The organism is Halomicrobium sp. HArcht3-1 (genome assembly GCF_058933345.1).
The window spans coordinates 1-17,965 of record NZ_JBZYDM010000014.1 but is presented as its reverse complement, the minus strand read 5'-3'; the positions used below and the strand labels follow the sequence as shown (position 1 = coordinate 17,965).

The window sequence follows — 17,965 nt, the reverse complement described above, 5'->3', positions numbered from 1 at the left end:
ACGCTGACAGATCGTGCCTTTTGCAGCCGAATTCATCGATATTGTAGGCTCTTCAGAAATATGCAAACAATTACAGCACTGCCGAAAGACACAGTGTCGTTCCGCAGCGATCTGTTGCCGAGTGACGGCCGTCCATCCGAGATTCGAAGCGATTAAGCCGGTACTGGCTGGTAATGGAAGTGCAGGCCTGAACCCATAGGACAGTGTTGCCTCCACCCCGACATCGTACCCGAACCGTTCGGCCTGCCGGGGGTGTCGTCGTACTGCCGGCTGTAAATCGGTACGGAATGTCGCGACCCCGAGGTCGTGAATCGCTCGGAACGGTTACGGTCGGTAGTATCAGTCGGTCGACGAGTCACCTCGGCCCGAGGTGACTCGTTTTTCCATCAGGACGTGATCACGCGCAGGTACGGCGTCTTCTCGGCCGCGTCTCGACTGTTGAAGTCGGTGTAGAGACCGCCAGCGAGCTGCTGGATCGCGAGGCTCGCGACGCCGTCGCCGCCCGCCTGCGACTGGACGAAGTCGGTCACGTCGACCGTCCACCACTGGGCGGTGCGGTTGACACGCATCGTCCCGAGCGACGATCCCACTGCGGGCTTCGTGTCCCACGTGAGACCGCTCTCGGTCCAGCTATCGCCACTCACACCCGAGACCGTACAGTCGACCGAGTCGCCACTGTTCTCGTCGGTGACGGCGCCGTAGATGTACAGCACTGCTTCGTCGACCGAACCGGAGAGACCGGTGAGGTCGAACTGGAGGAACGTCTCTCGGTTGTAGCCCGTGTTGGCGTTCTTGACGACCAGCGACGACCACGAGCCGTAGTTGTCGCCCGACGACGAGCCATCGCGGACGAACGTGTCCGCCGTCGGCGACAGCGTCGTCGCGTTCGGGTTTGCCGTCGTGACGCGCAGCGACGGCGGCTTCTCGCTTGCGTCCCGGCTGTTGAAGTCGGTGTAGAGGTCGCCACTGGTCTGCTGGAGTCCGAAGCCTGCGACACCGTCACCGGCCGCCTCGGACTGGACGTAGCTGGTCACGTCCTCACGCCACCACTGGTGGTCTCGCGTGACGGTCATCGTCCCGAGCGAGGAGTCAAACGCCGGTTTGGTGTCCCACGTGATCCCGCTCTCGGTCCAGCTATCGTCACTGACGGCGTTGACGGTACACTCGATGGATGTGCCGCCGTCCTGATCGGTTACCGCACCGTACAGGCCCAGTTCGGCGCGCTCGACCGTTCCGGCAAGCCCCGAGAGATCGTATTTGAGGAACGACTCGCGCGCGTACCCACTCGGCCCGCTCTTGAGGATCAGCGACGACCACGATCCGTAGTTGTCTCCCGAGGCGGAGCCGTCCCGGACGAACGCGTCCGCCGTCGGCGACAGCGTGGTTGTGGGGGCTTCGAACGTCGCCGAGTGGGTCTTGCCGCGGGTCCCACCGACGGCCACGTCCATGACAACACTTGGCTGGTACTGCGAGACGCCTGCCGTGGCGTCTTTCGAGACGATCCCGTCCGTGTAGTGGTCGTACTCGACGGTGACCGTGTCCTGCGTGCGCGAGGGGTCGGCGACGCCGATGGCGAGTTCGTCGTTGCGATGCCGGAGGATCACCGAGGCAGGACCGCTCACCGAGAGGGTCCGGCCGGTGCCGGGGATGGTAATCGAGCCGCTGCTCCAGAAGTTAGCGGCCGTCAGCCCGAGACGCGGGACCGTCACGGCCTGCACGGTCGCGTCGTTGGCGATGATATCGAAGTCGGGCGTCTGGCTACGCTGTTTCGTCTCGGACGCGGTCAGGCCGGGCAACACGGCGTAGGCGTAGGTCGCGCCGCTGGGATCGGCTCCGTGATCGAGCCACAGCGTCTGGTACTCGCGGGTGATGTCGTCGGTCGGCCCCTCGACGTTGATGTCGCGCCACGAGCCAGTGCGGGTCTCGCGTGTGGCTTCGAGGGTCGGCTGTTCCGGGAACAGGTAGCCACCGGTCCCGTCGAGGTGTGCCCACGAGACGTCAGCGATGGATTCGGACCAGTCGGGGGTCGTCGACTTCGCGGTGTCGTCGACGGTCAGCACCTCGTCGGCGTTCGTGTGGAGGTTTCGGTTCTCGACGGTCGTCTCGATCGTTCGTCCGTCCGAACTCGTGATGTCCGCTCCCAGCGCGATCACCATGTCGTCGAGCGCGAGCCAGGACTTCTTGCCCGTCAGCGACGCACCTTCGGCGTCGAATTCCATCCCGACTATCGAGAACTCCTCGTCGACGGTCGCCCCGCCGACCCACTGCGTCGAGGGGAGTGGATGGTGAGTCCCGTCCAGATCGGAGCGCTGGCGGGTGTCGACGGTCGTTCCGGGGAGTCGGTAGGGATCGACGGTGGGCCAGTAGGCGTCGGTGTAGTGGCCCAGATCGTCGTCGTATAGCTGGGTCATCCCCGCACCGGTGTACCACCCGTGGAGGTTCTCCCCGTTGATCGCCTCGTAACGGGCGATCCGGTCGGAGCACATGCTGACGACGAACGCCCAGTCAGAGCGGTTGTGGACCGCTCGATCCATGTTGTGAAAGACCTGCGACTGAACCGGCTCGCTGGCGGCGGTGATCGAGCCGTCTTCGAGCACTGCTTCGGCGTTGGCGACATCTGCCACCTCGGCCTCGCTGACGAACGAGTCCCACGTATCGCTCTCGATCCAGCCCTTCGCGAGTTCCTCGAACTCCGTCGCGTACGGCTCCGGGGCCGTGTTCGCGAGTCGGAGCACGGTCGCCGTCACGCTGTGGCCGCGCACGTGGTCCGACTGGTCGTCCCGTGAGATCGATCGACCGCTGACCGCGCCCATCATCAGCCCCTTGTACATGAACGGGCTGATGGCGTCGCCGACGGCGTCCCAGATCACGTCCCGGTCGACGCCGGTGATCTCCCACGTCGAGCCATCGAGGATCGTGAAGAGTTCGCTCAGGCCCGTAAAGAGGATCGAACCGTACGAACCGATGTAGGGAATCTCCTTGTGATAGACGTACGACCCGTCGGGATACAGCCCGTTGCCGCTGCTGGCGGTCGTATACTGGAAGATGTTGCTGTCTTCGATACAGTCACGTGCGAGCGCGATGGTCGAATCCGTCTCCGTGAGCAATCCCCGGATCGCCGTGATGATACACTCGTCCACGCGGTTGGCCCCGCCGGAGGTGTTGTCGTAGAAGGTGTACTCGTACGGACTGCCCGTGTGATGAGCGACGGCGTCGGTGTAGTTCGTCACCTGCGTGCTCGTCAGGTCGGAATACAGGAGCGTACAGACCCCCATCAGCCGCATCGGTGCCCCGATCTCCCAGTGCCACCAGTTACCGAACTGGCTCTGGTTCTCGTTGAAGATGCGGTTGTAGAGGAAGTCCAGCCCGGTAATGATATCCGAGGCGAGCGAACTGTCGTCTTTGAGGGCACTCCCTTCGGTCCCGTAGGCCTTCGCCATCGTCAGGAGTCGATCGTAGCTGTCCGTGATGTGGCCTTCGCTGTAGCTACTGCTGGAGTCGTCCGGGATCGGCAGGTCCGACCAGAGCCTGTCGCTCGGATCCGTGTTCATCGTATCCCAGTGGTCCTGGGCCGTCTGATCGAGGTCCGCGAGGGCGTCGTCGTACTCCGATTTGCTCTCGTCGATCGACCCGCCAGTCAGCAAGTCGGTCCAGCGGCCCCGCAGGGTCGCGTACTCGTCGGCCGCCGCGACCGCACCCGTCGAATACTGGAGTGCGGCCCCCGCCAGCGGGACGCCGAGACTCGATTTGAGGACGGCGCGTCGAGACCACTCCTTAGACATTCCACGTCCCCCCGACAGCGCGTGTCCGTACGTTCGATACACTGTTCCGTGCAGTAGCTGCTCGCGTGCGTGGCATACAGCAACACAGTTGAAAGATAATGATAATAAAGCTTCGGATACCGTACACGGAGAGAACATGTATCTGGACGAGAGAGACCCTGAGGAGCCAGCGACGACCGGAGAGGACGGACTATCAAAAGAATGAATAGCGGCGGGTGGGTGGACTCGTCCACGATGAACGACTGGACAGACCCGCGTGTCGTCGGCCGAAACAGGCTCGACGCACACACCGACGTGTTCCCGTTTCCAGACGAACGCTCGGCCCTGACCGACGAGGTGCCCGACTCGCCGTGGGTCCGCCGACTGAACGGCGAGTGGACGTTCGACCTCGCGCCGACGCCCGCCGAGGCACCCGACGCCTTCCTCGCCGACGAGTTCGAAGAAACGTCGTTCGACCGCATCGAAGTCCCGCTGAACTGGCAACTCGACGGTCACGGCGCGCCCCATTACACGAACGTCGTCTACCCGTTCCCTGTCGACCCGCCCAACGTCCCCAGCGAGAACCCGACCGGCTCGTATCGCCGAACGTTCCACGTCGACGAGGGCTGGGACGACCGACAGATCCGCCTGCGCTTCGAGGGGGTCGACTCGGCGTATCACCTCTGGGTCAACGGCGAGCGCGTCGGCTACAGCGAGGGCGCACGACTGCCCGCGGAGTTCGACGTGACCGACTACGTCGACCCGGGCGAGAACACCGTCGCCCTGCGCGTCTACAAGTGGTCCAACGGAAGCTACATCGAGGATCAGGACATGTGGTGGCTCAGCGGCATCTTCCGGGACGTGACCCTCTATGCCGTCCCCGAGACCCACGTCGCCGATATGGACGTGCGAACGGCCCTCGACGACGACTACGTCGATGCCGAACTCACGGCGACGGTCGACATCGAGTCGGCGGCCGGCGATGCTGCGAGCGGCGAATCGGCGACCGACTCGCCTGCGACGGGCCGCGTCGAGGCGTCACTGGTCGATCCGACCGGCGACACCGTCGCCGAGTTCGAGGAGTCCTACACACTCGACGACGGAACGGCGACGGTCGAACTGGCCACGAGCGTCGCCGACCCCGCGAAGTGGACCGCCGAGACGCCAAACTGCTACGACTTTCTCGTGACGCTCGTCGAGGACGGCGCGGCGACGGCGACCGTCAGCGAGACCGTCGGCTTCCGCGAGGTCGGAATCGAGAACGGCCAGTTCCTCGTCAACGGCGAGGCGGTGACGATCCGGGGTGTGAATCGCCACGACTTCGACCCAGACCGCGGCCGAGCCGTGACCTTCGACCGTATGCGCGAGGACATCGAGTTGATGAAACAGCACAACATCAACGCCGTCCGCACGGCCCACTACCCCAACGACACGCGCTTCTACGATCTGTGTGACGAGTACGGGCTGTACGTGCTCGACGAGACCGACATCGAGTGCCACGGGATGGAACGGATCGACACGATCCAGCACATCAGCGACGACCCCGATTGGGAGGACACCTACGTCGACCGGATGGTGCGGATGATCGAACGGGACAAGAACCACCCCAGCGTCGTCATCTGGTCCCTTGGCAACGAGTCGGCCGTCGGCGCGAACCACGAGACGATGTACGAGGTGACCCGTGAACTCGATCCGACGCGGCCGATCCACTACGAGCAGGACCACGACCAGCGCGTCAGCGACATCGTCGGGCCGATGTACACCCCCTACGACGACCTCGAAGCGCTCGCCGTCGAGGACGACTACGACCACCCGGTGATCCTCTGTGAGTACGCCCACGCGATGGGCAACGGTCCCGGCGGGCTGGCGGACTACTGGGATCTGTTCGACGAATACGACCGCTTGCAGGGCGGGTTCGTCTGGGACTGGCTCGATCAGGGCATCCGCCAGACCACCGACGACGGCGAGGAGTGGTTCGCCTACGGCGGCGACTTCGGCGACGAACCCAACACGAGCAACTTCAACATCAACGGATTGGTCTTCCCCGACCGCGAGCCGTCGCCCAGCCTGACTGAACTGAAGAAAGTCGTCGAGCCGGTCGTTTTCACGGACGAGGACCTCGCGGCCGGCGAGGTCACCGTCGCAAACCGCTACGACTTCCGCGGACTCGACCACCTGAGCGCACGCTGGCGCGTCGAGAGCGACGGCGAAGTCGTCCAGAGCGGGACACTCGACCTGCCCGCAGTCGAACCGGGCGAACGCGCGACGGTCGAAGTGCCGTTCGACGACGATACCGCCGACGCCGACGGCGAGCGACTGCTGACCGTCGAGACCGTCCTCGCGAGCGATACCCGCTGGGCACCCGCGGGCCACACCGTCGCGACGGCGCAGTTCGAACTCCCCGCGAGCGCCGACCCGACGGTGCCGGCGGCGACCCTGACTGCACCGCTGACCTGCGAGCAGGGCGACCACGAGGTCGTCGTCGAGAACGACGACTTCGAACTCGTCTTCGACACGACCGCGGGCGTCATCGACTCGCTGTCCTACCGCGGCCAGACGGTCGTCACCGAGGGACCAGAGATCGGAATGTGGCGCGCGCCGACGGACAACGACCGCGGCCTCCCGCTCGTCCCGCACTTCTTCACCCGGTTCGTGGAGCTGTACGAGACCGAGTCGCTGATCGACGAGTGGGACGCCCGAACGATCGGCTTCGAACAGCTCTGGCGCGAACACGGACTGCACGACCTCAGGACGCGAGTCGACGCCGTCGACACCGCGGTCGGCGAGGAGACGGTGACCATCACCGTCGAGGGGCGACAGGGCGCGCCGATGTTCGCCCACGGCTTCGCGACGATCCAGACGTACACGATCCACGAGACCGGCGTCGTCGACATCGAGACCGAACTCGAACCGGAGGGGGACATGTCGATGCTACCCTCGCTCCCCCGACTGGGACTCGACCTGACGCTCGACGACGCTTTCGACCACGTCTCGTGGTACGGTCGCGGCCCGGGCGAGTCCTACGCCGACAGCAAAACGGCTACGCTCGTCGGTCGCTACGAGGCCGCCGTCGAAGACCTGCATACGCCCTACGTGCGCCCGCAGGCCAACGGCAACCACGCTGATACGCGCTGGGTGGCCTTCGAAGATCGCAACGGCGTCGGCCTGCTGGCGACGAGCGACTCGCTGCTCGACGTTACCGCCCACGACTACACGACCGAGCGACTGGAAGCCGCCGAACATCGCCACGAACTGGCCCGCGAGGAGACGGTGTCGGTCTCGCTGGATCACGCCCACTCCGGGCTTGGCTCTGGCAGTTGTGGTCCCGAGACGCTCGAACAGTACCGCGTCGACCCCGAGGCGACGACGTTCACGATCAGCCTCCACCCCTATCTCGCTGACTGACCGAGACGACAACTGCCGCCGGCCGGACAGCTATCGTGCGTTCGTCTGGATTCACGGGCGGAGCACGAAATCGACGACTGGCCGTCCTCGCCGTGAGCGAGTCACGGCACGAAGCACGACCGACGAGCGCCACGCTCCTCGGTGACGATGTGCCGAACGAAGCAGCAGGTGACGGGGCAAATGAGCAACGGCGAAGCGACGCGACCAACGGAGCGTACGAACGACGCCCGCGAGACCGCTCAGAACTGAGAAGGAGGCGCAGCGATCTCGTCGGTCTTGGTCTTGATCGACTCGCCCGTCGCACTGTCGAAGAGGTAGACGGCACTCTCGTCGAACTGCAAGTCGATGGTGTCACCGACTTCCGGCCGGACCGAGGCGTCGGCACGGATGACGACCTCTTTCCCGCCGATACGGCCGTAGATGAAGTTCTCGTTGCCCATCTTCTCGACGACGGAGACTTCGAGGTCGTCCCCGCTGGGGTCGACCGTGATGTCTTCCGGGCGGATGCCAAGCCGGACGCGCCCGTCGTCGACGGAGTGGTCGTCGAGTTCGTAGGTGAACCCACCCGGTCCACTGAGCGTGTCGCCCTCGGCATCCATGTCGAAGAGATTGATGCTCGGACTCCCGATGAAGTTCGCGACGAACTCGTTTTCGGGGTTCCGGTACAGTTCCTCCGGGGCGTCGATCTGCTGGAGGACGCCGCCGTCGAGGACAGCGATCCGGTCGCCCATTGCCATCGCCTCGGTCTGGTCGTGGGTGACGTAGATCGTCGTCGTGCCCAGATCGTTCTGGAGTTCCTGCAGTTCGGTCCGCATCGTCGCCCGGAGCTTCGCGTCCAGGTTCGACAGCGGTTCGTCCATCAGGAAGATGCCCGGTTCGCGGACGATCGACCGGCCGAGTGCGACCCGCTGTTGCTGGCCGCCAGAGAGTTCTGCGGGCTTTTTGTTCAGCAGATCCTCGATGCCCATCATCTCGGCGACCTCGCGGACCTGCGTCGCGATCTCGTCACTGGGGAGCGTCGAGGAGAGCTTCAGGCCGAAGCCGATGTTCTCCTCGACGGTCATGTGCGGGTAGAGCGCGTAGTTCTGGAACACCATCGCGACATCGCGGTCGCGCGGTCGGTCGTCGTTGACGACCGTGCCGTCGAACCTGATCTCGCCGTCAGTCACGTCTTCCAGCCCGGCGATACACCGCAGCGTCGTCGACTTGCCACAGCCAGAGGGTCCGACCAGGACGATGAACTCGCCGTCTTCGATCTCGATGTCGATGTCGTCGACGGCGATGATCTCGCCGTCCTCGTTTCCGTCGTCGTTGCTCGCGTCGTATGCTTTCGTGAGTCCGTCGATAGTAATTTCCGTCATGTCGTTATCACTCCTTGACCGCTCCAGCGAGGATCCCTTTGACGTAGTGGCGCTGCAGCGCGAGGAACACCAGGAACATCGGGATGATCGCGATCGCGGACGCGACCATCAACTGGTCGTAGGCCACGTTCTGATTGCTCGTGATCTTCTGGATCGCCACCGGAATGGTGTACTTGCCCTCCCCGAGGACGACGAGGGGCCACAGGAAGAGGTTCCACATGCTCAAAAACAGGATGACCGCGAGCGCTGCCAGACTCGATTTCATCGTCGGCAACGTCACCCGATAGAACAGTTGGAACTCCGATGCCCCGTCCATTCGAGCCGCTTCGAGCAGCGAATCCGGGATCGACTGCATCGACTGGCGCATGAAGAACATGCCAAGCGGCGACGCGGCCCACGGGAGGATCACCGCCCAGTAGGTGTTGCTGAGTCCGATCTTCGACACCAGCAGGAACATCGGGATCACCAGCAGATTGATCGGGAAGATCAGCGTCGCGAGGATAGCGATGAACAGCACGCGCTTGTACTTGAACTCGTACTTCGCGAACGCGAACCCACCCATCGAGCAGAACAGCAGGGCAAGCACGGTGTAGATACCGGCGATGGCGATACTGTTCCAGATGCTCAGGTAGTAGTCGACGTTCGGCCGAGCGGCCAGATCACGGGCATTCTCCAGGAAGGCCGTCCCCGGGATGAGTCGCGGCAGATTGCCGGTACTGGAGAAGATGGCTTCGTTCGGGAGCGTCGACGCCACCACCAGCCAGTAGATCGGAATCATCATCAGCATCGTTACGACGAGCAGGAAGCTGTAGCCCCCGAACTGCCACAACGCCTCTCGTTTGATTTTCTCGTGCATATCAGGTCACCTTGAACTGGATCAGCGAGAGCGTGAGGATGATCAACACCAGTGCGACCGTCAGCGCGCTCCCGTACCCAAGCTGAAGGTTCTGGAACGCGACCTCGTAGATGTAGTAGACGATGGTCCGTGTCTTGTTGACTGGCGCACCGGACTGGATGAGGATCACCGGCTCACCGAACTTCTTGAACACACCGATGGTCGTCGTCACGAACACGAACAGCATGATCGGTTTCAGCTGTGGGAGCGTGACGTAGCGGAACTTCTGGAGCCGGTTCGCGCCGCTGATCTCGGCTGCCTCGTACAGCGACGGGGAGATGGTCTGCATCCCCGCGAGGATGATGATCATGTTGTAGCCCGTCCAGCGCCAGATCGACATCCCGGCGATGAGGTTGCGCGCCCAGAAGCCGTCGGTCATCCACGGGATCGGCTGCAAGCCGAGCGTGAGGAAGACGCCATCGAGCAGGCCACCCTCCACGGCGATGACGGTGAACATGATCGTGTACGCGACGCTGTTTGCCGCGACGGGGAGCAAGAGGATGCTCCGGAACACGTCCTTGAACCGCGTGAAGCCGGCGTTGAGGACGAGTGCGATCCCCATCGCCAGCGACACCATCAGCGGGACCTGGACGAGGAAGATGATCACCGTGTTGAACAGCGACTGATAGAAGATCTCGTCGCCGAGCAACTGCTGGTAGTTCGCCAGTCCGACGAACTGCAGGTTCGCCATCTTGGGTATCGCCAGCGAAAGCCCACCGAACTCCAGTACGAACAGCGGATCGAGTGCCACGCCCTGGAACGTGAAAAAGGAGAGATAGATGGTGTAGAACATCGGGAAGACCAGGAACACACCGAACAGCACGAAAAATGGGCTCAGGAAGACGTAGGGCGTCCCCGGGAACGGCGGCAGCGATTCTTTCAGCTGCTCGCGCTTGAACCGGAATGTGTCGACGAGACTTGTGACCGTCTGTGAGTTCATGTTAGGCAACGTCGCGACCAGTCTGGTTCTTGGATTGGGTGACCCACTTGTCGAGCGCTTCCTTGGGTTCGAGCTTGCCGGCGACCATGTCCTGCAGGATCGGGTTCAGCAGAGTGTTGACTTTCGGCGAGTCGAGCGTGTAGCGGAAGCTGGGAATATCGGGACCAAGCTCCGTCCAGAGGTTGCCGATGGCCTGTCCACCGAAGAAGTCGTAGCCGGCGTCGAAGGCCTCGTCCTCCCAGGCCTCTTGATTGGCACAGATGTTGCCCTGTTCGGTGAACAGGTTCGCCATCTGATCGGTGCTGGTGGTGGTCTGAACGACGAAGTCGAACGCGCGACGGGCCTGCGCTTCGTCGACCTGCTTGGGGAAGCAAAGCCCGGAGCCACCGATCTGGCTCGCGCGGTTGCCACCGCTTTCGAGCGCCGGCATCTTCATGCCGCGCCACTTGCCGGAGGTGCTGCTGACCGACGACTGGAGCGTCCCGGCGAACCACGCACCGGAGATACGGCCAGCGATCGAGCCGTCCTTGAAGCCCGCGAACCACGGATTACTCCACGCGTTCGTCGAGTCGACGACACCGGACTGCCCGAGGCGGTTGATCTGTCGAGTGACCTGCAACGCCGTGTCGTTGTCGAAGGCGATCCGTCCCTCCTCGTCGAACTCCTGCCCGCCGGCCTGGCGATACATCGCTCGCCAGAGGACCATCAGGGTGTTGCTCGACATCCCCATGATCGAAACGTCGTCGGGGAGTTTCTTACCTTCCTCGATCATCTCGTCGTAGGTCTCGAAGTCGGCGTTGACGCCGTGCTCGTCCCACACGTCCTTGCGGTAGAACAGCGTCGCGGGACCGATGTCGTAGGGCACCTCGTAGATCGCACCGTCGTAGGTGACCGTCTCCCAGATGCCTTCGGGGAACTGCTCGCGGATTCCGGCCTCGTCGACCCAGTCAGAGATGTCTCGCAGCCCGCCGGTCGCGACCAGCTGGCGGAGGTTCTTGTACTGGGCCATCGACGTGGCCGGCGCGCCGGTCCCCGCGAGGATGCGGGTTCGGAGGTCCTCGACGACCGACCCCTTGTTGACGTGGTCGACCGTCGTCCCCGTCGCATCCTGATAGGCCGCAACGTGGGGGTCCCAGGTGTCGCTCATCTCCCAGAGCGTAAAGGAGTCGGCCATCGGCACCGGTGTCGAAGTGCCGGTGGCCGTCTCGGTCGCACTCGAACCACCGGAGCTTCCCGAGCCATCCGAGCTACCCTCAGTACTCGTGTCGTTCGAACCGCCACAGCCAGCGAGACCGGTGGCACCGAGTGCACCGATCGCAGTCAGTACGTTCCGTCGGCTTCGATTGTTGCCAGAGTCTACCATTGCGAACATCACGAATAACCTTGATCAGCATATAAATAATTACCGGATACAGCACGTTTGTGGTGATTCGAGAGGACGAACGCGTCCCAGTACGTTCGAGAATCGACAGACGGAGCAGTCCTCTCACGGACGACCATCACGGACCAGTGCCGGACCGACCCGCACGGGACGCTCGCCGCGACCGCGGCGAACGACCGACAACAGGTTTATTATTCGGCTCACGTGACTCTGGATCGGATGACACGAACGCTTTCCACGGTGGTCTCGGATGTCGCCGATCCGGGTGTCCCCGACCGGTACGACGCCCCAGCGGACGTGACGCGGGCGCAACTGGAACGGGCCTTGACCGCGGCAGTCGACCAGATCGACGAGAACCTCGCGACGTTTACCGACCGCTTCCCCGCGGCGTCGAGCGACGACCTCGTCTACGGGACGGTCGACAACATGGGTGGCTGGACGACCTCGTTCTGGACCGGCCTATGCTGGCTCGCCTACGAGGTGACCGGCGAGGGGCGATTCAGGGACGCCGCCGAGCGCCAATTAGAGACGTTCGACCGCCGCCTCGACGAGGGGCTGGTCGAGATGCACGATCTGGGATTCCTGTACACGCTCTCTGCGGTCGCGGGCCACCGGCTGACCAGCAGCGAACAGTATCGGACGATCGCACTGCGGGCGGCGGACCTGCTGACGGACCGCTACCGTGAGGCCCCCGGACTCCTGCAGGCGTGGGGTCCCATGGACGATCCCGACGACGAGAACCGGGGTCGCATGATCGCGGACACGATGATGAACCTCCCGCTGCTGTTCTGGGCCAGCGAGGCGACGGGTGACCGCTCCTACGCCGCAATGGCGGCCGCCCACGCTCGCGCGAACGCGGCCCACATCGTCCGCGACGACGCCTCGACGTTCCACACGTTCGTGTGTGACGTGGAGACCGGCGAGCCACTGGGCGGTGAGACCGCACAGGGCCACGCCGACGACTCTTGTTGGTCGCGCGGCCAGACCTGGGTGATCTACGGCGGCGCACTCGCGGCCGACTACACCGGCGAGGGCGCACACGCGACCCTCGCGGCGAAGGTCGCCAACTACTACCTCGGCCACGTCGAGGACGACCACGTCCCGCTGTGGGACTTCGACGCCCCGACCGAGCCCGAGATTCGCGACAGTTCGGCTGCAGCCATCGCGGCCTGCGGACTGGACGAACTGACCCGACAGCTTCCAACTGCCGACGAGCGTGTGCCGGCCTACCGAACCGCCGCGCTGGAGACGCTGGGGAGTCTCGCCGCCGACTACACGACCGGCGAGGAGTCGAACGGACTGCTCACGGCTGGCGCGTACCACCCGACCGACGACGACTACGACGAGTGTACCATCTGGGGCGACTACTTCTACGTCGAAGGGCTGGTCCGGGCGACCCAGCAGCACACGCGATTCTGGTGAGCCAACCCCGGGCCTTCTGGAATCGATCCCGACGTTACGTTAGCGTGAACGGCTGCGTCCACGCCCTGTCGGTCCCCTGCCCGAAACATTCGATTCGAACGTAGGTGTGGTCCGACCCCCAGCGCAGATCCTCGCTCACGTCGAACCGAGCGGTACTCCCCTCGACAGTGCGCTGGATGCGCCCCTGATCGCTGACCAGCCGTGCAGTCACGTCCTCGGTGGTCTCGATCTCGATCTCGGTGCCCGCCACGTCGATCCGCTCGATAGTCACGCCCGTCGAGACGTACGACCGGCCCGCCCGGAGCGCGTCGAGGATGGCCGCGGGCGTCCGTTCGGGGACCTGCACGACAGTCCAAGCGTTCGCCACGTCGACACCGGTGTGGGCGTCGTCCGTCCCGAACGCCCAGACGCGCTTGCCGGCCGACAGCAACTGATCCCAGCGTGCGGTCGCCAGCGCCCCACCCCGACTCCGTTCGATGTTCCCGTTGTAGATCTCGATCCCGTGATAGCCCGTCAGGTCTGCGAGGCGTTGCTGGGGCCAGTGGTCGTAGTCGCCCAGCCAGTTCGGATGTGCCGGAATCGCGACGGCGTCCTGTGCTCGGATCGCGTCGACGACGGCCTGCCGGTCGGCCCGTGGCTCGACGACCGCCGTCGCACCGACGTGGACGACGTGGGGACCGTTGGCGGTGACCTCGACGGCAGGCAGCAGCGTCAGTGAGGTGTCCGCGCGGTAGTCGTCGGGATCGACCAGCAGATCGTGATCCGAGATCGCGAGGTAGTCGTACCCGGCCGACTCGTAGGCGTCGAGCGTCTCCTCGATACTGTACTCGCCGTCTGTCTCCGTCGTGTGGGTGTGGACGTTGCCCTGCAGCCACGTCCCGTCGCCGGTGTACGGGTGGTCCAATCGCATGTCCGACAGGGACCGACCACGATCGCTTAAATCTGACGACACACTACACCCGATCCCGGCAGGTGTCTCGGCAGGGAGCTAGTTTTTTACGTCGACAGTGGGAGCTAGCAGTATGATCCAGCACCGAAACGAACTGGTTCGTAGTGACGCCCACGGCGTCGCACTCGACTGTCTGGAAGCTGCAATGAGCGCTGCCGAGCCAGCGCGAGCGACCCGTGACGCGGTCACGCTGGAGGGGGACGCACTGGCGGTCGGCGCCGAGACGTACGACCTCGGTTCGTACGACGACATCTTGATCGTCGGCGGCGGGAAGGCCGCCGCCGGCGTCACACGGGCGCTCGAAGCGGTCCTCGGTGACCGGATCACCGGGGGCCGGATCGTGACGAAACATCCCGCGAAGACCGAGCGCGTCCAGTGTGTCGTCGGCGATCATCCGCTGCCCTCGGCTACGAACGTCGACGCCACGGGGAGCATGCGCCAGCTCGTCACCGCGGCCGACGAGGACACGCTCGTGCTCTGTGTCGTCACCGGCGGCGCGAGCGCGCTGCTGACCGCGCCGGCCGGTGATCTGACCGTCGACGACCTGCAGGCGACGACCGACCGACTGCTGCGCGGTGGCGTCCCTATCGAGGCGATCAACGTCGTCCGCAAGCACTGCTCGGAGATCAAGGGAGGTCGACTAGCCAGTGAAGCCGCGCCCGCGACCGTCGTCGGACTGCTGGTCTCAGACGTGGTCGGCGACGATCTGGGGGCCATCGGGAGCGGCCCGACGGTACCCGACGACTCGACGTTCGCCGACGCACTCGCCGTCTTCGAGCAGTACGGCGTGACGCCGCCGGAAGCCGTCGAAGCCCACCTCGAAGCGGGCGCTGGCGGCGAGTACACCGACACGCCGACGGCCGACGATCCGGCGTTTTCGGCCGTCGCGAACGTGTTGATCAGCAGCAATCGGTCCGCACTCGACGCCGCAGCGGCGACACTCGACGACACGTACGCGCCGCTGATACTCACCTCGCGACTCCGGGGCGAGGCCCGCGACGTGGCGACGGCGCTGGTCTCGATCGCCGAGGAAGTCAGGGCCACCGGCACACCGGTCGAGCCGCCGGCCGTGCTGCTCGCGGGCGGCGAGACGACCGTCTCGGTCACCGGCGATGGCGGGAGCGGCGGCCCGAATCAGGAACTCGCCCTGTCGGCGGCGCTGGAACTGGACGATGACATCGTCGTCGCCGCCGTCGACACCGACGGCGAGGACGGCAGTTCCGACGTGGCCGGTGCGATCGTCGACGCGACGACGGTGGCCGGCGACGAGCACGCTCGGGCGGCGCTGGCCGACAACGACGCGGGATCGGCACTCGACAGGGCCGGGGCGACGATCCAGACCGGCCCGACAGGGACCAACGTCAACGACGTGGTCGTGCTCGTGGTGCCCGAGACTGACGACGAGTGAAAAACAGCGAGACGGCGTGGATCGGCAGACGAACGACTGATACGGACAGTTGTAGACGGTTACCCAGTCGACCGCACACGGTAGTGCGGTCGATCTGGTAAAGACCTACAACTGTCCGTATGCGGTCGCTTATTTGCTGACGACTGGATTTTCGAGCGTCCCGATCCCCTCGATCTCTGCTTCGACCGTCTGGCCCGGTTCGAGCACGTCGACCGGGTCGCGGAAGATGCCGACGCCGCCGGGCGTCCCGGTGGAGATCACGTCACCGGGTCGCAGTGTCATCGCCTCGCTGATGTAGGCGAGGAGTTCGTCGACGTCGAAGATGAACTGCTCGGTGTTCGAGGCCTGCTTGGTCTCGCCGTCGACCCGTAGTGCCACGTCGAGGGCGTTGGGATCGATCTCGTCGTCGGTGACCAGCGCCGGCCCCATCGGCGCGAACGTGTCGTAGCTCTTCCCGCGGAAGAACTGCCCGTCGGCGTTCTGTGCAGTTCGTTCGCTCACGTCGTTGAGAACGGTGTAGCCCGCGACGTGGCCGGACACGTCGGCCGGATCGACCGACGACATCGTCTCGCCGACGACGACGGCGAGTTCGACCTCGTAGTCGACCTGTGCGTCACCGTCGGGATCGGGATGGATGATCGGGTCGTCGGGGTTCGTGACGGTCGTCGGGGCCTTCCCGAACAGCATGGGGCTGTCGGGAATCTCCTCGTCCTGTTCTTCGGCGTGATCCCGATAGTTCAGCCCACAGCAGACGATCTTACCGGGCTGTGGGACCGGTGCGAGTCGTGAGAGCGACGCGGAATCGACGGTCGTCAGCGAGCCGTTTTCGACACGGGTGCGCACTGCGTCCCGATAGCTCGGGTTCGCGATGTCGGCAAGCGTCGGTTCGCCCCACGGCAGATCCGAGAGGGCGTGAATCGTCTGTTCGACTTCGAGACCCCAGGCCGGGGCTGTCCCGTCGGTGTAGCGTACGAAGCGCATCACCTCAACGAGGTGTGTTCGTCCTCTTAAATCTTGAGATCGTTCCTCGCAGAGAGTCCCGTATCAGCCACGTTTATCACACTCTCGCCACACTGTGCGTGCATGAAGCGAAATCAGAGCGCGAGCGAACTCTCCGTGCCGGAGGCGACGATCGTCGAGGCGTGTGGCGATCCTGACCTCCCGAAACTCGGCGTCATCGAACAGGTCTGGGACACCGATCCCATCGCCCCAGAAACCATCCAGTCCCACGTCGAGGAGGCCGTCGAGGCACTGGAACTCGAAGACGTGCCAGCAGGCGGCGAGATCGCGCTGGGCGTCGGTAGTCGCGGCATCGACAACCTCGCGACGATCGTCGAAGCGGCCGTGACCGCCCTCACCGAGGCGGGCTACGAGCCGTTCGTCTTCCCGGCGATGGGGAGCCACGGCGGGGCGACTGGCGAGGGCCAGCGCGAGATGTTGAACGAACTGGGCGTCACCGAGGCGTCGATCGGCTGTGCGATCAGATCGAGTATGGACGTTATCGAGGTCGGCCGGACACCGGACCGGGATGTGCCGGTCGTCGCCGACGACCACGCCGCCGGGGCCGACGCCATCGTGCCGATCAACCGCGTCAAGCCCCACACCGACTTCGACGGGACCGTCGAGAGCGGTCTCTCGAAGATGCTCGTCATCGGCATGGGCAAGCAACGCGGCGCGAAGATCGCCCACGAGTGGGCCGTCGACTGGTCGTTCCGAAACATGATCCCCGAGATCACCGATCAGCTACTCGACGCGCTGCCGGTCGTGGGCGGGATCGCACTCGTCGAGGACCAGCACGACGAGACGACGCTGATCGAGGGGGTCCCCCCGAGTGGCTTCCTCGACCGCGAGCGGGAACTGCTCGAACTGTCCTACGACATCATGCCGACGCTACCCTTCGACGAACTGGACGTGGTCGTCTTCGACCAGCAGGGCAAGGACATCAGCGGGCAGGGACTGGACACCAACGTCATCGGCCGCCGTGAGTTCGCGATCAACGAGCCAGCGCCGGAACTGCCCGACATCAAGCGCATCTACACGCGCGGGCTGACCGAGACGACCCACGGCAACGCGATGGGCGTCGGCTCCGCGGACCTGATCCACGAGGACATCGTCGCCGAACTCGACGCCGAGACGACACTGATCAACGCGCTCACCGCCAGCACCGTCCGGGGCGTGCGCCTGCCGCCGGTCGTCGAGAGCGACCGGGCCGGGCTGGTCGCGGCGCTGTCGACCATCGGCGTCGTCGATCCCGAGACCGTCCGCGTCGTCCGGACACGGGACACGATGCACCTCGGACGACTGCTGGCCTCCGAAGCGCTCGTCGAAGAAGCACGCGACCGCGACGACCTCCGCGTCGTCGACGAACCGACACCCATCGAGTTCGACGACGGCGACTTTTCGACCTCGCTGTCGCACTGATCGTCCCGCCGTCCGTTTTTCA

Annotated in this window: 11 protein-coding genes; 4 read left to right on the top strand and 7 right to left on the bottom strand. The window is 64.6% G+C overall.

Annotation, left to right across the window (positions count from 1 at the left end; genetic code table 11):
- Positions 1 to 386 precede the first annotated feature (386 nt).
- Positions 387 to 3,782, bottom strand: a complete 3,396-nt coding sequence (locus AC5FRW_RS17815) for a CBM96 family carbohydrate-binding protein (protein ID WP_493569809.1) — start codon at positions 3,780 to 3,782, stop codon at positions 387 to 389.
- Between the two features lie 234 nt (positions 3,783 to 4,016).
- Here AC5FRW_RS17815 and lacZ point away from each other — a divergent pair, with 234 nt between their 5' ends.
- The gene (lacZ, locus tag AC5FRW_RS17810) at positions 4,017 to 7,166 is read left to right on the top strand and encodes a beta-galactosidase, LacZ type (RefSeq protein ID WP_493569808.1); all 3,150 of its coding nucleotides are present in this window, start codon (positions 4,017 to 4,019) and stop codon (positions 7,164 to 7,166) included.
- Between the two features lie 239 nt (positions 7,167 to 7,405).
- On the opposite strand, the gene AC5FRW_RS17805 is transcribed toward lacZ, so the two are convergent.
- From AC5FRW_RS17805 to AC5FRW_RS17790, 4 genes are read right to left on the bottom strand one after another with little or no spacing between them, the layout of a single operon-like run.
- Positions 7,406 to 8,527 (bottom strand): ABC transporter ATP-binding protein, encoded by a 1,122-nt coding sequence (locus tag AC5FRW_RS17805; protein WP_493569807.1) that lies wholly within the window; start codon positions 8,525 to 8,527, stop codon positions 7,406 to 7,408.
- Between the two features lie 7 nt (positions 8,528 to 8,534).
- Positions 8,535 to 9,383: a carbohydrate ABC transporter permease gene (locus tag AC5FRW_RS17800; protein ID WP_493569806.1), complete on the bottom strand. Its 849-nt coding sequence runs from the start codon at positions 9,381 to 9,383 to the stop codon at positions 8,535 to 8,537.
- 1 nt (position 9,384) lies between these two features.
- The gene (locus AC5FRW_RS17795; RefSeq protein WP_493569805.1) at positions 9,385 to 10,362 is read right to left on the bottom strand and encodes a carbohydrate ABC transporter permease; all 978 of its coding nucleotides are present in this window, start codon (positions 10,360 to 10,362) and stop codon (positions 9,385 to 9,387) included.
- A 1-nt stretch (position 10,363) separates the two neighbouring features.
- Positions 10,364 to 11,725 (bottom strand): sugar ABC transporter substrate-binding protein, encoded by a 1,362-nt coding sequence (locus AC5FRW_RS17790; protein ID WP_493569804.1) that lies wholly within the window; start codon positions 11,723 to 11,725, stop codon positions 10,364 to 10,366.
- A 237-nt stretch (positions 11,726 to 11,962) separates the two neighbouring features.
- Between AC5FRW_RS17790 and AC5FRW_RS17785 the strand changes: the two genes are divergently transcribed.
- On the top strand, positions 11,963 to 13,165 hold the full coding sequence (locus tag AC5FRW_RS17785; protein WP_493569803.1) for a glycoside hydrolase family 88 protein: 1,203 nt from the start codon (positions 11,963 to 11,965) through the stop codon (positions 13,163 to 13,165).
- 34 nt (positions 13,166 to 13,199) lie between these two features.
- On the opposite strand, the gene AC5FRW_RS17780 is transcribed toward AC5FRW_RS17785, so the two are convergent.
- Entirely contained in the window at positions 13,200 to 14,075 is an 876-nt protein-coding gene (locus AC5FRW_RS17780; RefSeq protein ID WP_493569802.1) for a CehA/McbA family metallohydrolase, read from the bottom strand.
- Between the two features lie 112 nt (positions 14,076 to 14,187).
- Here AC5FRW_RS17780 and AC5FRW_RS17775 point away from each other — a divergent pair, with 112 nt between their 5' ends.
- On the top strand, positions 14,188 to 15,522 hold the full coding sequence (locus tag AC5FRW_RS17775) for a glycerate kinase type-2 family protein (protein WP_493569801.1): 1,335 nt from the start codon (positions 14,188 to 14,190) through the stop codon (positions 15,520 to 15,522).
- A gap of 129 nt (positions 15,523 to 15,651) precedes the next feature.
- On the opposite strand, the gene AC5FRW_RS17770 is transcribed toward AC5FRW_RS17775, so the two are convergent.
- The gene (locus AC5FRW_RS17770; protein ID WP_493569800.1) at positions 15,652 to 16,503 is read right to left on the bottom strand and encodes a fumarylacetoacetate hydrolase family protein; all 852 of its coding nucleotides are present in this window, start codon (positions 16,501 to 16,503) and stop codon (positions 15,652 to 15,654) included.
- A 102-nt stretch (positions 16,504 to 16,605) separates the two neighbouring features.
- Here AC5FRW_RS17770 and AC5FRW_RS17765 point away from each other — a divergent pair, with 102 nt between their 5' ends.
- A complete protein-coding gene (locus AC5FRW_RS17765; RefSeq protein WP_493569799.1) occupies positions 16,606 to 17,943 on the top strand; it encodes a nickel pincer cofactor-dependent isomerase, group 22 in 1,338 nt (445 codons plus the stop codon).
- Positions 17,944 to 17,965 lie beyond the last annotated feature (22 nt).

Excerpts from the sequence above, each read along its gene's own strand:
- AC5FRW_RS17780 (WP_493569802.1), bottom strand. The coding sequence starts at position 14,075 with ATGCGATTGGACCACCCGTACACCGGCGACGGGACGTGGCTGCAGGGC.
- lacZ (WP_493569808.1), top strand. The coding sequence starts at position 4,017 with ATGAACGACTGGACAGACCCGCGTGTCGTCGGCCGAAACAGGCTCGAC.
- AC5FRW_RS17785 (WP_493569803.1), top strand. The coding sequence starts at position 11,963 with ATGACACGAACGCTTTCCACGGTGGTCTCGGATGTCGCCGATCCGGGT.
- AC5FRW_RS17815 (WP_493569809.1), bottom strand. The coding sequence starts at position 3,782 with ATGTCTAAGGAGTGGTCTCGACGCGCCGTCCTCAAATCGAGTCTCGGC.
- AC5FRW_RS17770 (WP_493569800.1), bottom strand. The coding sequence starts at position 16,503 with ATGCGCTTCGTACGCTACACCGACGGGACAGCCCCGGCCTGGGGTCTC.
- AC5FRW_RS17775 (WP_493569801.1), top strand. The coding sequence starts at position 14,188 with ATGATCCAGCACCGAAACGAACTGGTTCGTAGTGACGCCCACGGCGTC.
- AC5FRW_RS17765 (WP_493569799.1), top strand. The coding sequence starts at position 16,606 with ATGAAGCGAAATCAGAGCGCGAGCGAACTCTCCGTGCCGGAGGCGACG.
- AC5FRW_RS17805 (WP_493569807.1), bottom strand. The coding sequence starts at position 8,527 with ATGACGGAAATTACTATCGACGGACTCACGAAAGCATACGACGCGAGC.
- AC5FRW_RS17790 (WP_493569804.1), bottom strand. The coding sequence starts at position 11,725 with ATGGTAGACTCTGGCAACAATCGAAGCCGACGGAACGTACTGACTGCG.
- AC5FRW_RS17800 (WP_493569806.1), bottom strand. The coding sequence starts at position 9,383 with ATGCACGAGAAAATCAAACGAGAGGCGTTGTGGCAGTTCGGGGGCTAC.
- AC5FRW_RS17795 (WP_493569805.1), bottom strand. The coding sequence starts at position 10,362 with ATGAACTCACAGACGGTCACAAGTCTCGTCGACACATTCCGGTTCAAG.